Here is a 14,031-nt window from a genome sequence, read left to right on the forward strand (position 1 = left end):
CGCAGGTCTCTGCCGGTGAAGTGGATACCGTACTGGTTTGTATGGTTGATATGCAGGGCCGCTTGATGGGCAAGCGCTTTCATGCGGGTCATTTCGTAGCAAGCGCCTGGGAAGAAACACATTGCTGCAACTACCTGCTGGCCACCGATCTTGAGATGGCGACACCGGATGGCTATGCCTCGACCAGTTGGGAGCGCGGATATGGCGACTATATGATGAAGCCCGATCTGGACACGTTGCGCCCCGTGCCCTGGCTTGAAGGCACAGTGATGGTGATGTGCGATGTGCTGGATCATCACACGCACGAAGAGGTGCCACATGCGCCGCGGTCAATTCTCAAGAAACAGGTGAACCGCCTGAACGCCATGGGCTATGAAGCGATGTGCGCCACCGAGCTGGAGTTTTTCCTGTTCGAAAAGAGTTTCGATCAGATCCGCAAGGATGGCTTTCGCAATCTTGAGCCGATCTCGGGCTACAACGAAGACTATCACATCCTTCAGACCACCAAGGAAGAGCATGTGATGCGCCCGATCCGCAATCATCTTTGGGATGCCGGAATTCCGGTCGAAAACTCGAAGGGCGAGGCCGAGACCGGGCAGGAAGAGCTGAACATCAAATACGCGCCCGCGATGAAAACGGCTGAATACCATTCGATTGCCAAGAACGCAGTCAAGGAAATCGCCTGGCAGCACGGCCATGCGGCGACATTCCTGCCGAAATGGCACCACGACAAGGTTGGCAGTTCCTCGCATGTGCATTTGTCGTTGTGGGCGGACGGGCAACCGGCGTTCTATGACCAGTCAGACAAATTGGGTATGTCCGGTTTGATGAAAAGCTACATGGCTGGGTTGTTGAAATACGCCCCGGACTACACCTGTTTCATGGCCCCCTACATCAACAGCTACAAGCGGTTCATGAAAGGTACGTTTGCGCCGACTCGAATTATCTGGTCGGTCGACAATCGGACTGCCGGGTTCCGTCTGTGCGGCGATGGCACCGCTGCAGTGCGCGTGGAATGCCGAATACCGGGGTCGGACATGAACCCCTATCTGGCGATGGCGGGCATGCTGGCCGCTGGCGTCGCTGGAATTGAAGAAGGGCTGGAGTTGCAGCCTGCCGCCACAGGCGATGTTTATCAGGGCGACTCGGGCATGATCCCGGGCACCCTGCGCGCGGCGCGCGACGCGTTGCACGGATCGGCGATGTTGCGGGCAGCAATGGGGGATGACGTTGTCGATCACTATGCCCGCGCGGCTGAGGTTGAGATCGAAGAGTTCGATCGGGTTGTGACCGATTGGGAAGTCGCCCGCGGGTTTGAGCGGGCTTGATGGGGCGGGAGCGAGGGGCCAGCCCCTCGCGCACCCCGGGATATTTTTGGCCAGATGAAGCAGGGATCCTGTTTCTTTTGGGAATGGAGTGCTTATGGGGCAGATGTTGACATGCATCTCACCGATTGATGGATCGGTTTTTGTCGAACGAGAGGGTCTGTCTCGGGACGCGGCGTTTGCGGTCACGGATCGGGTGCGCACAGCGCAGGCCGCCTGGGCTGGACGACCGTTGCAGGAGCGGATTGATCTTGTCATGGCAGGCGTGGCGGCTGTGGGTGCGATGAATGACGAGATCGTGCCCGAACTGGCGCATATGATGGGTCGCCCGATACGATACGGTGGTGAGTTTGGCGGTTTCAATGAACGTGCCAGCCATATGGCAGAGATTGCCGAGAAGGCACTGGCCGATATTGCCGTGGGTGAGGATGAAACCTTTAGACGGTATATCAAGCGTATTCCGCATGGGGTCGTGTTTGTGGTGGCGCCCTGGAACTATCCCTATATGACGGCGATCAATACGGTGGCGCCTGCGCTGATTGCCGGGAATACTGTTGTCCTGAAACACGCCACCCAGACCTTATTGGTCGGCGAGCGGATGGCGCGAGCGTTCCACGCGGCAGGTGTCCCGGAGGACGTGTTTCAGAACGTGTTCCTGAGCCATGACGTCACCAACGATCTGATAGCGAGCAATGCGTTTGACTTCGTGAATTTTACCGGCTCTGTCGGGGGCGGCAAGGCGATGGAACGCGCGGCAGCGGGCACCTTTACGGGCATTGGCACCGAGTTGGGCGGCAAGGACCCGGGCTATGTCATGGAGGATGCCGATCTGGATGCCGCCGTGGACACTTTGATCGACGGGGCGATGTTCAATTCAGGTCAGTGCTGTTGCGGGATCGAACGAATTTACGTGCATGAGAGCCTCTTTGACGATTTTGTTGCCAAGGCGGTTGAAATCGTAGCGGGGTATAAGCTTGGCAATCCCCTGGCGGCCGAAACGACATTAGGTCCGATGGCCAACGTGCGTTTTGCTGACGAAGTGCGTGCGCAGATCGCCGAAGCGGTCGTGGCAGGTGCGGTCGCGCACATTGATCCTTTCCCCGAAGATGACGGAGGGGCCTACCTGACCCCGCAGATTCTGACCAATGTGACCCATGATATGCGGGTGATGCGGGACGAAAGCTTTGGCCCGGTTGTGGGCATCATGAAAGTATCCTCCGATGACGAAGCCATCGCCCTTATGAATGACAGCGAATTTGGCCTGACCGCCAGCCTCTGGACCCGCGACGTGGACCGGGCCGCGCGGGTTGGGGACCAGATCGAAACCGGCACCGTGTTCATGAACCGGGCCGACTATCTGGACCCGGGCCTGTGCTGGACCGGTTGCAAGAACACCGGGCGCGGCGGTGGCCTTTCGGTGATCGGCTATCACAACCTGACCCGTCCCAAATCCTACCATCTGAAAAAGGTGACATCATGAGCCTGTCTGGAAACTGGTCCTATCCGACCGCGATCAAATTCGGCGCAGGCCGTATCAAGGAACTGCCCGAGGCCTGCGCGGCGGCTGGGATGACGCGCCCGATGCTGGTCACCGACAAAGGGTTGGCAGACCTGCCAATCACGACCGCTACGCTGGATATCCTGGACGCCGCTGGTTTGGGTCGCGGTCTGTTCAGCGATGTGGATCCGAACCCGAACGAACAGAACCTGATTGCAGGGGTGGCAGCCTATAAAGAGGGTGCCCATGATGGGGTGATCGCGTTTGGGGGCGGCTCGGGTCTGGATCTGGGCAAGATGGTTGCCTTCATGTGCGGCCAGACGCGACCCGTTTGGGACTTTGAGGATATCGGTGATTGGTGGACCCGTGCGGATGCCGATGCCATCGCTCCGATCATTGCTGTGCCAACGACGGCAGGAACGGGATCCGAAGTGGGGCGTGCCAGTGTCATCACCAATGCTGAAACGCATGCCAAGAAGATCATCTTTCATCCCAAAGTCCTGCCGACCGTGGTGATCTGTGATCCGGAACTGACCGTCGGTATGCCCAGGTTCATAACAGCGGGCACGGGTCTGGATGCCTTTGCGCATTGCGTCGAGGCGTTCAGTAGCCCGCACTACCACCCGATGTCTCAGGGCATCGCGCTGGAAGGGATGCGTCTGGTCAAGGACTACCTGCCGCGCGCCTATGCCGATGGCACCGATATCGAGGCCCGCGCCCAGATGATGAGCGCGGCAGCGATGGGTGCGACGGCATTCCAGAAAGGCCTCGGCGCGATCCATGCCATGAGCCACCCGATCGGCGCGGTGTTCAACACCCATCACGGCACCACAAACGCGGTCTGTATGCCAGGCGTTCTGGAGTTCAACGCCCCCGCCATTGCCGACCGGTTCCAACAGGCTGCCGCTTATCTGGGTATCGAAGGTGGCTTTGACGGGTTCCGCGCCTTCGTTCAGGAGTTCAACGACTCGTTGGGTATTCCACGCAAGCTGTCAGAGTTGGGTGTGACCGACGCGGCGATCCCCGGTCTGGTTGAAGGTGCCGTCATTGATCCGTCCTGTGGTGGGAACCCGATCGACCTGACCCGGGGAAACCTGACACAGCTCTTCAAAGCTGCGCTCTAAGTTCTTTGGCCCGGTGAGGTTCCTCGCCGGGCCCGATTTCGCACAGTCATTCTGCGGCGATGGCGCTTTCGTTGAACTTTGCGTTCGCCATCGGAACCCATTCAAGGTCCTTTGTATAGCGCCAAGCCAGATCGCCGTTTTCGTCCATGGCAATGAGGTGCAGCCAGCGATTGTCGAACAGCTCTTTCACGCTTTCATGGCGCTTGAGGATGTCATTCATCGCTTCGAGCGGGGCCTCGATGATCACCGACAGGCGCAGCGGGTCGTGCTGGAAGGTCTCTCCGTCATGTACCGATTGCCATGGCAGGCCGGGGCGCAGCGCACCACCATTGCCTTCGACGACGCCGATCCCGCCAACCACGTTGTGCAGTAGCTTGTTGCCACCGCCGAACAGGTCGGGCGCAACGGTCGAGCCGTAATACTGAAGGCTGATCCAGCTGGCGACCACTACGGGGGCGGTCATGATCAGTTCAAGCACGCCAAAGCCGTCATCTGCGCGCCAGTCATAGCTGTGCAGGAAGGACTGACCCGACAGGCCGGTGCCGTCGGTCCGAGACCGCGGCGCGGCGATGAAGGCGCGACACCCCGCCAGACCCCATTCGGGACGCAGCTCGGCCCAGTCGACAGCGCGGCGGGCGATGTCTCCATCTGCGGTTGCCCGAGGCAGACGCGCGGCCCGTTCTGTGCGAGCCAGTTTGCCCGCCGTCTCAAGCCAGGTTTTCAATTGTGCAATGCTCTGCGTCCACTGGCCGGTCGGCTGATCCTGATCGAACAGCGAAACCTTGTCGGTGGTGGTGTGGTGCAGGGCTGCCAAAAACAACGTGTCCGACGGGATATCGATCCCTTCCTCACGAAGCCCGTCGCGGACAGCCGTGTCATTCAGCAAACCGGCCAGCAGGCGGGCACTGACATCTCCGGCGTGACCTCCGCAAGCGCCACATTGCAGCGCGCTTTCATGGGGGTTGTTCGTCACATCCGCTCCGTGGCCGGTCAGCATGACGATGCGGCCAAAGTTGCTGGTCAGGGACATGGCACCCAAAATGGCCCTGGCCGACGCAATCCGCGTGGGCAGGTCAATCGACTGGTCAAGCATGGGCGCCGGATCGAATTTTGCCTCGCCGCGCCCTTTCGCCAAGGCATCGCGCAACAGCTTGCCCGCGTAAACCGGACCTGTTGCTTCGACAAACGCAAAGGACGACACGGCAGCAAGCTTGAACCGGCCCCAGGCGCGCTTGGCACGTGCGGTGTAACGCCTGTTGAGATCAGATTGTGTACTTTCAGCCGCGTGAGAGCGGACATTGGCATTGAGCAGAACCGGGCCCCGCAGCTCGGTCACGTTCGAGCCTGCAGCCCTGTGAGCGCTGGCAAGACCGAAGAACCCTGCAAACCCGATGGTCTCGATCCCTTCACCCTGCGCTTCGAGTGCGCGGCGGAAGACCTCGGAACGGACGTCGATGCAGAACGCGGCCTGAACCAGCGGGCGACCTTCGACCTGACGCGGCTGCCGCCCGGCGAGTGTCTGACCCAGCTTGCGCTGCTGCGCCCGCTCGGCGGCGTCCTGAAGAACGGCGTCGATCACCAGATCGCGCGTCGGCGTGACGGGGGCTTCGTGTTGGGTGATGGTTTCAGCCCAACGGCCCGAAATCTGATCCCGATAGAGGTCGAACAGGGCCTCTTCAAACACCATGCGGATCGCCAGCAGTTCGGTTGTGGTCGTGTCGGTCTGCCCCTCCAACTCGGCTTGCCAGAGCAGGTAGCGCGCGTATTGCGCCCAACCACCAAGCGTCATGAGCCAGCGATGAAAAGCCGTACCCGCGGCTTCGGGCGTCACGCCAAGCGCTTCGGACGCCCGGCCAATCGCCCGCCACTGTGAACGGTTCGTTCCTGCAACAAAGGCGCCAAAACCTTTCAGACCATGAATTTCCATCGTCAGATCGCGCGAGGCGAACTCGCGCCAGGCACTATAGGCTCCGCCCGCGCGGCTGGGTTGCCACAGGGCCTGACCCTGGTCGAAATGACTTGCGGCCCATGCTCCGATCCGTTCGTCGATCAGACCGGGCCAGTCGATGCCCGAGACCTCGGCGGCCAGATCTGCGACCGTGGGCAGAGGTGACAGCTGTGCCGACTTGGCATCGAGTGAGGCTTTCAAGTCCTCAAGCGACGGCGTGTCGAAACGGCTTTCGACATTTGCCAGCGCCTCAAGCAGATCAGCCTCGGTGACTTCGCCCGACGTCAGTTTGTCGGCGTAGTCGGAACGATCGGACATGATCGGTGTTCCGGAGACCCGGCCAAGCCGGGCGGCAGTCACAGCCAGCGTTTCGTTTGTCTGTCCCAGAAACGGGTTCACCGCGACATTTGAGGACAAAGGAAACAGGGGCGGGATCTGACGGACCGCATCATTGGCCAGCGCGACCAGTTCCAGAAGGGCTGCGGGATAGCTTTCGTGTTTCATATACATCTCGATAAACCCTTTCACACGGTCTGGCGCTTGGACCATCCGTCCAGCAGCCGATCAAATATTGCGTTTGCATAAAGCCCGTTTGACAGGTGCACCCGGATGCCAGCTGCTGCCGGATGAGGGGCCCAAAGCGGGAAGGTGGATTGCGCCAGAGCAACCGCGCCAAAGCTGATCAACGCCAGTATGATCAAGGCCCATTCCAGCGGCCCGGGCGCTGGGGTCGCGGGCAAGGTGCCAGCAGTCAAGTGCTGGGCGATGATCTGCAACACGAAGTAGCTGACTGATGTGACACTGGCGTAGATCACCGTGCGACGGGTCAGGGCACCCGGCGCCGCGTCTGCGAAACCCTGTGCCAGCAGATAAGCGACGCCGAAGATCAGGATCACACCAAGCGCGATCGCCTGAATCGACTTGCCGTCGATGCCAAAAACAGCTGCGACGATGCCGTAAATCAGGATGCCAGTGGCAAAGGCCAGCATCACGTTCCGCGCGCTTGGTACGGCAACCGGTCCGGGGCGACGTATTGCGGCAACGTTCCGGACGGCTTCGCCAGCGCTGAGGAAGGCATGCGCCTTGTACAGAGAATGTGCCACGATATGCAGCAGAGCCAACGGGAACAGGGCCAGACCGCACTGCATGATCATGAAGGCCATCTGTGCGATGGTGGACCAGGCCAACGAGGTTTTCACGGCCGGCTGCGTCAGCATCACAAGGCCGCCAAACAGCGCCGTGAACCCGCCCAGCATGACCAACAGTGCCATGATCCCGGGTGCGACCAGCATGATGTCGGCGAACCGGATCAGCAGGAACCCTCCGGCATTGATGACACCAGCATGCAGCAGGGCCGAGACGGGGGTCGGGGCCTCCATCACTTCGGTAAGCCAACCATGGATCGGGAATTGGGCCGAGGCCATAACGGCAGCCAGCGCGATCAGCAGGGCCGCGATGATTGTCAGTGTGTTGGCTTGGGCCGAAGACAAGATGGTGGCGATATCGGTGGTGCCATAGCTTGCTATCAGCAGAACGACGGCGATGGCCAAAGCGCCTTCGCTGATCCGGGCAACGACGGCCTTTTTGCGCGCGGCCCTCTGTGCAGTGGTGCGTTCGGGGTAGAACAACAGCAATTGGTGCAGCATCAGGCTGGTGGCGATCCAGGCTGCAAGCAACTGAACCAGATTGCCGGACATGACAAGAAGCAGGACCGAGGCCAGTGTGGCGGACATCCAGCCTGTGAACGCGCCCTGCCGTGCTTCGCCGTCCATGTAGGTGGCCGAGTAACGCAGGACGATCCACCCGATAAAGCTGACCAGCACCAGCATAATGGCACTGACCGCATCCAATCGCACCGACAAGCCAAAGCCCCAAACCCCGATCAGCGCCGAGGTTCCTGAGCCTTGTGTCACCAGCAAGAGCGCCGATAGCGCTGCAACGCCAAATGACGCCAAGGCCGCCCATTCGGACAGTTTCGGCACATTGCCCGGCCGCAGACCCGGATGGCGGCTGGCATAGTAGGCCGATGCCAGCAGGATCAGCGGGCTCAACAATGGAAGAAACAGGTGTATCATTTGGTGGGTCCCTTTTGTCTTCGGGCTGAATCGGCCCGTTTCTCAGGACATATTGATCAAAGTGGATTATGAAAAATTCATTGTTCGAAGGTTTTCGTTCAGTTAAATAGAACGATATGCCACTGAACTATCACCACTTGCGCTATTTCTGGGCCGTTGCCCATGATGGGAACCTGACCCGGACAGCCCAACGATTGAATCTGTCGCAATCTGCGCTGTCGGTTCAGATCAAAGAACTGGAGGAACGGTTGGGCCACCCGCTGTTCGAACGGCGCGGGCGCAAGCTACATCTGACCGAGGCCGGGCATATCGCGCTGGACCATGCAGACGCAATTTTTGCGACAGGGCAGGAACTTGTGGCCACTTTACAGGACGTAGGTAATACCCGGCAGGCGTTGCGGGTTGGCGCGCAGGCCACCTTGTCTCGCAACTTTCAGATCGGGTTCTTGCGCCCGATACTGGCGCGCACGGATGTCGAGGTCATCCTGCGATCAGGCAGTCCCAGCGAGCTGCTGGAAGGGCTGGAAACGCTGAACTTTGACCTGGTTTTAATGAATCACGAACCGGCCAGTGACAGTTTGACCAGTTTCGAGACGCACCATCTGGCGGAACAGCCTGTTAGTATTGTTGGCACTCCGGCCCGTCTGGATCCGAAACGGCCGATCCGGGATTTGTTGGAAGAACAGCCTTTCATTTTGCCAACGACCAATAACAGTGTGCGCACGGCTTTTGACGCGATGGCCAGTCGCATGTCCGTGCGCCCGCAAGTGGCAGCAGAGGTCGACGACATGGCCATGATGCGCCTTCTGGCGCGAGAGGACATCGGGCTTGCCCTCGTCGCTCCGATCGTGGTTCAGGATGAGCTGTCCTCGGGCCGTCTGGTCGAAGCGCAGGATCATCCGCGGATCAAAGAGAACTTTCACGCCGTGACGTTCAAGCGCCGATTTCCTAACCCCTTGGTGCGGCAATTGCTGGCCAATACGCCGCAATAGAAGGGCAGTGGCCTCAGTAGAAATGCGGCAGGTTCTTGGCCCGCGCCACGCGCACCCAGTTAGGGACAAAAGGAATGATCTTGTCCTGCGAGGGCACCATCATCTCGATGAAATTCGCGCCCGGATTGGCGATTGCCTCTGTCAGTACCGGCTCGATATCCGCCTCGCTTAAGATCCGCGCGGTTTCAAAGCCGAACCCCTCGGCAACCTTGCAGTAGTCGACGCACCCGAAATCGGTTGTCCAGGGCTCGTCCACGTCGTCCAGAAGGATCGCCTCACCCCTGATCCAACCGAACGTGTCGTTACGGGTGAGGATCACGGTGATGTTTTTGCCGCTGCGCTTCAGCGTTTCCATATCGCCGATCACGAACCCAAAAGACCCGTCGCCGGTGAAGGAAATCACCGGTCCATCATTGGCATAGATGGCGCCAATCCCGGCTGGGACCGAATAGCCCAGCGCCCCCATCGAATAGTTGGTGATATAGCGCCGACCCGGCTTGCGGAAGGTCAAGAGCGCAGACGGATAGATCGCGCTGACGCCTGGCTCGGACGTCACAATCGCATCCTCGGGCATGATCCTGTCCAACACCTGAGACAGCTTGACAGGAGAGATCGTGCCTTCGGGCATCGGGATGTTCGCATTGAAAACCTTGTCCAGTGCCGTTTGCTTGATCGGGTTCAAATCCAGTGGGGCGCGGTCAAGATCGGGATGTTCTGCCCTTAAAACCTCGATCATGTAGTCGATGCTGGCGCGTGCATCGCCCACCATTCCAACTTTCAGCGGGAAGGTGTTTCCGACATGCGCCTCGGCAATATCGAGATGCAGGAAGGTTTTGGTTTTTGGGTCGCCGTAAAGCGTCCAGTGGTCCGTTGCTGCGCTATCGGTGTTTGAGCCGATGAAAAAGATGGTATCGGCATCGTGTACATATTGGTTGGAATACTCCATTCCGCCGCGACCGCCGATGACGCGCAAGGCCAACGCATGATCTTCGGGGATGGTGCCCTTGCCAGGGGTTGTGGTGCCGACCGGGATTTGCAGCATCTCTGCCAGTTCCAGAATCGCCGCCGAGGCCTTTGAGATCAGCGCACCCTGACCGCAGACAATTGCAGGTTTCTTGGATGCCAGCAGCACATCAATCGCAGCCCGTATTTTGCTGTGATCCGCAACCGGACGGTGCGCCGGATAGCTGCAATAGTCGGGTTCGGCGTAAAGATCATCGATCTCGGCTTCTTCGCCGAAGATGTTGATGGGTACGCGGATATGGACCGGGGCCGGGCGGCCCGAGGTTGCCACGCGAAAGGCCCGGCGTATCAGAAACGGGATTTCGCGCGCATTTGTCAGCACAAAGCTTTCCTTGCATATGCTGTCATAGAGCTTTGTCTGATCCACTCCGGTCAGGCCATGTTTTTTGTCCTGATTGATCGGTATGTCCGAACTGAAAAAGATCACCGGAACCGAACTGAGATACGCCTCGGTGATTCCGGGCGTGCAATGGGTGACGCCAGGGCTGGGCGCTTCCAGCACGCAGGGGCGACCGGTGATTTTGGCATAGGCCTCGGCCGCATAAGCCGCAGTGCGTTCGTCACGTGTCAGAACGAATTCGATATCGCTATGGGCCCGCCATTCCTTGTACCAGCCAATTGTCGTCTCACCCGGCAGGCCGAACACATGTCGGACACCGTGCAGTTCCAGCATTTTCAGAATGATCTGCGCGCCATTCATGCGCTTGGCGTCGGACTGATGCATGGGGCGGCCCCTTGAACGTCTTGTTTTTGTGTGAACTCTTTCGATCGCGTGTGTTAGTCGCGTACCCGGTCGGAGACATTGTTGTACCATGAGCCGGAGCGGGCAAGATGTCCAGAAAGCGTAGCGTCCGGGTAGATCACGGCCGGCAGTTTCAATGTTGTTGATATTGTTCAGCAGATCGATTTCGCCTGCTAGCCCGACGGTTTTGTCAGTCAGTGCGTGCTGACTTGAACAAGTAGAGAAAGACGAATAGCGATCCGATAGATGTTGTAACGATCCCGACCGGCAATTCCTGCGGGGCGAGCAGCAGCCGCGACAAGATGTCGGACAGGGTCAGCAGTATGGCCCCCACGATAGCCGAGGTGATCAGTAGATTGCGGTGCAACGTGCCTGCGATACCGCGGGCGATATGGGGTACCATCAGGCCGACAAACCCGATCACACCCGCAACCGAAACAAAGCTCGCGGTAGCAAGCGCCGCCACGAAAAACATCCGAAACCGCAAACCCTGAACCGGGATACCCAGCGTCGACGCGGTGAAATCTCCGGTCAGAAGGGCATCGAGCCATCGACTGCGGTAGAGCGCGTAACCCAGGATCAGGCCAAGCCCGATCAGCACAAGCGGAAAGGTTTCCCATCTTGCCAGACCCAGACCGCCCAGCATCCAGAAGATAACGGAATGTGCGGCGCGGCTGTCGCCAGCGAAGATCAGGTAATTTGTGATGGCTGAGAACAGAAAGGATACGGCAAGCCCGGCGAGGATCAGCTTTTCCGGCGCACTGGTGCGCAGGCCCTGTACCAGAGCCAGAACAATACCCGACGCAATAAGTCCGCCGCAGAACGCCGCAAGCGGTAGTGTCCAGATACCCAGAACGTCTCCGGTCACGGTGATGACCAGAACTGCTCCGGCCGCAGCCCCCGATGACAGGCCAAAAAGAAACGGATCGGCCAGGTCATTGCGCGTTGTTGTTTGCAGGACCACACCCACGACGCCCAGCCCGGCACCGATCACCGCCGCAAACAACGCCCGGGGCAGCCGCAGGTCAAAGACGATCCGGTGCAAGGGAGACATGTCACCCTCTGTCAGGCCGGTTCCCAGAGCGATGGCGGTGAACACCTCGATCAGAGGGATCGAGGTGGTGCCATAGATTGTCGAAAGCAGCAAAAGGGCGGTCAGAACGACCGCCCCCAGCAGGACCGCGCGGCCCGTTTTGGTCATTCAGTGCGTCCCCGGGTGCATGGCTATTGCCATTTTCTCAATTGCTTCGATGTTTGCGGGTCCCGGCGTCAGCTCTTCGTAGCGCAAACCGATCCAACGCGCGTTCTTGACCGCATCGGTCTGAGACATCACGGGGTGATCCTGCAGGAACTTGAAGGTATCTTCCGCGCCATTGCCGGTTTGATAGTCCAGCAGCACCAGAAATTCCGGGTTCGAGGCCGCGACGGCTTCCCACGACGTGCGGCCCCAACTGGTATCCATATCATGGGTCACGTTCACACCACCGGCAGCCGCGATCATCGCGTCCGGGATTGCGAATTTGCCCGCAGTGAAGGGCGCATCGGCCGGGCCATCCAGCAGGAAAACGCGCGGTTTGGTCAGATCGGCAGTTTTTGCTTCGATTGAGGCCAATTGCTCTTTCCAGCCCGAGACAAGCTCTTGCGCCTTGTTTTCGACATGCATGACCTTGCCCAGACGCAGTACGTCGTCAAACAGCAGGTCCATGCTTGCCTGGGGACGGTCTTTGTTCAGGTGAACGCAGCTTTCGGTCAGAACCATGGTTTTGATGCCAAAGGGTTCCAGAGTGTCAGGTGTGACTTCACCGCCCGGCTGCATGCCATAGTACCATCCGGCGAAGAACAAATCGGGCTCGACGGCGACAAGGTTTTCGACCGTGGGATATTTCGGGGCCAATTCAGGGATGTCGCCGCGCTGCGCATCGAAATCCGGGCTGGTTTTGTACCAGCCGGTAATGCCGGTTAGGCCGACAACGCTGTCCTGCAGGCCCAGAGCAAACGCCATGTCGGTCATGTTCATGTCGTGAACAACAATCCGTTCGGGCTTTTGCTCGAATACCAGCGGTTCGCCGCAATTGTCGACGGTCACTTCACGCGCCGCCGCGCCACTTGTCAGGCCGAACACAAGGGCCACGGACCAGAGTTTCTGCATCATCAATTCTTCCTTTTACGATGACAGTGTTCGTCTTCGGATATCCAGCGCCGGGATCACACGGCCTTCGTGCTGGAAACAGAGGTAGTCGACGCCGAACGTGTCGCGGACACGATCAGGGGTCAAAACGTCATTGACAGGCCCAAAGGCGGTCAGACGGGTGGATTTCATCAATGCAACATGGCTGGCGAATTCCGGGATCATGACCAGATCATGAACGATCATCACCACGGTCACACCCAATTCCGCGACCAGAGACAGCATGTGCCCCTTGGCATCGGGGTCCAGATGATTGGTAGGTTCGTCTAAAAACAGCAAGGACGGGTTCTGGGCCAAAGCGCGGGCAATATGGGCGCGCTGTTTCTCACCGCCTGACAGTCTCGACATCTGTTTGTCGGCCAGATGAGACAACTCGGCGATGTCCAGAACGCGTTGCAAATCCGCTTTGTGGTTTTCGGCGGATCGGTCGGCTTTGATCGGGATCTGACCCAACGCCACATAGTCGCGCAAGCGCAACCGTCCGTCCGGCACTTCCTGTTGGCCGACAACGGCAATCCGTCTGGCCCGTTGCTGAGACGACAAGCTCCGCAGGCTTTGGCCCTGAATACGCACATCACCAAGCGCCAGGCGTGCCACCCCGCAGAGCAGGTTCAGAAGCGTGGTTTTTCCCGCACCGTTCGGGCCGGCAATGGCCAGGATCGACCCTTCCTCAAGCGTGAATGAGGCACCTTGCAACAAGACATCCCCATTCAAGGCGTAGTACTCCAAGCCCTCGGCAACCAAAAAACTCATGACGCATCCTCAGTTGGCAAACGCGGCATGCGAGACAGGGTTTTTGTATACAAAGCCAAGGGGCGGTTCGTCGCGCTTGTCCAGCCATCCTTGCTTTCGCGGAACTGGTAGGCGAATTCGGCCAAGGCGCTCAGGTCGTCGGTTGTTTGTATGTCACCAAACAGGTATTGTGCTTTGCCTTTGGCTTGCAGACCTACTGTCATGGGGCGGTCACATCCCGCCATGCAGTCGATCAGATGCGTGGTGAACCCGCCCGGAAGCTGACGGCTCAGTATCTTCTGCGCCTGTTTCGCCGGAATCGGGCCCATGCACGTGGCGCAGATCAGGACAAAATGATCAGACATGAACAGCTTGATCCGCCTG

11 protein-coding genes are annotated in these 14,031 nt (G+C 59.2%); 4 read left to right on the forward strand and 7 right to left on the reverse strand.

What is annotated here, in order from left to right; all coding sequences use genetic code 11:
* Window positions 1-41: 41 nt before the first annotated feature.
* The 3 genes from ACR0L4_RS08345 (at window position 42) to ACR0L4_RS08355 (ending at window position 3,947) form a co-directional block, all read left to right on the forward strand.
* On the forward strand, window positions 42-1,328 hold the full coding sequence (locus tag ACR0L4_RS08345) for a glutamine synthetase family protein (RefSeq protein WP_480512349.1): 1,287 nt from the start codon (window positions 42-44) through the stop codon (window positions 1,326-1,328).
* Window positions 1,329-1,422: 94 nt separating this feature from the next.
* Window positions 1,423-2,805, forward strand: coding sequence for an aldehyde dehydrogenase family protein (locus tag ACR0L4_RS08350; protein WP_480512081.1), 1,383 nt, complete (start codon window positions 1,423-1,425; stop codon window positions 2,803-2,805).
* The gene (locus ACR0L4_RS08355) at window positions 2,802-3,947 is read left to right on the forward strand and encodes an iron-containing alcohol dehydrogenase (protein WP_480512083.1); all 1,146 of its coding nucleotides are present in this window, start codon (window positions 2,802-2,804) and stop codon (window positions 3,945-3,947) included. Before ACR0L4_RS08350 ends, ACR0L4_RS08355 begins: the two co-directional genes overlap by 4 nt.
* 46 nt (window positions 3,948-3,993) lie before the next feature.
* Here the strand turns inward: ACR0L4_RS08355 and ACR0L4_RS08360 are convergent, their stop codons facing one another.
* Window positions 3,994-6,405, reverse strand: coding sequence for a YbcC family protein (locus tag ACR0L4_RS08360; RefSeq protein ID WP_480512085.1), 2,412 nt, complete (start codon window positions 6,403-6,405; stop codon window positions 3,994-3,996).
* 14 nt (window positions 6,406-6,419) lie between these two features.
* A complete protein-coding gene (locus ACR0L4_RS08365) occupies window positions 6,420-7,970 on the reverse strand; it encodes a proton-conducting transporter transmembrane domain-containing protein (RefSeq protein ID WP_480512087.1) in 1,551 nt (516 codons plus the stop codon).
* A 116-nt stretch (window positions 7,971-8,086) separates the two neighbouring features.
* Here ACR0L4_RS08365 and ACR0L4_RS08370 point away from each other — a divergent pair, with 116 nt between their 5' ends.
* Entirely contained in the window at window positions 8,087-8,962 is an 876-nt protein-coding gene (locus tag ACR0L4_RS08370) for a LysR family transcriptional regulator (RefSeq protein WP_480512089.1), read from the forward strand.
* 13 nt (window positions 8,963-8,975) lie between these two features.
* On the opposite strand, the gene ACR0L4_RS08375 is transcribed toward ACR0L4_RS08370, so the two are convergent.
* The 5 genes from ACR0L4_RS08375 to ACR0L4_RS08395 all read right to left on the reverse strand — a co-directional run bounded on the left by ACR0L4_RS08375 (window position 8,976) and on the right by ACR0L4_RS08395 (window position 14,012).
* The gene (locus ACR0L4_RS08375) at window positions 8,976-10,709 is read right to left on the reverse strand and encodes a thiamine pyrophosphate-binding protein (RefSeq protein WP_480512091.1); all 1,734 of its coding nucleotides are present in this window, start codon (window positions 10,707-10,709) and stop codon (window positions 8,976-8,978) included.
* 208 nt (window positions 10,710-10,917) lie between these two features.
* Entirely contained in the window at window positions 10,918-11,928 is a 1,011-nt protein-coding gene (locus tag ACR0L4_RS08380) for an iron ABC transporter permease (RefSeq protein WP_170749412.1), read from the reverse strand.
* Window positions 11,929-12,879: an ABC transporter substrate-binding protein gene (locus ACR0L4_RS08385; RefSeq protein ID WP_480512093.1), complete on the reverse strand. Its 951-nt coding sequence runs from the start codon at window positions 12,877-12,879 to the stop codon at window positions 11,929-11,931.
* 12 nt (window positions 12,880-12,891) lie between these two features.
* Window positions 12,892-13,668 (reverse strand): ABC transporter ATP-binding protein, encoded by a 777-nt coding sequence (locus ACR0L4_RS08390; protein WP_170749411.1) that lies wholly within the window; start codon window positions 13,666-13,668, stop codon window positions 12,892-12,894.
* Window positions 13,665-14,012, reverse strand: a complete 348-nt coding sequence (locus ACR0L4_RS08395; RefSeq protein WP_480512096.1) for a DUF1636 family protein — start codon at window positions 14,010-14,012, stop codon at window positions 13,665-13,667. The genes ACR0L4_RS08390 and ACR0L4_RS08395 overlap by 4 nt, the downstream gene beginning before the upstream one ends.
* Window positions 14,013-14,031 lie beyond the last annotated feature (19 nt).

This window comes from Ruegeria sp. AB5, assembly GCF_056542645.1.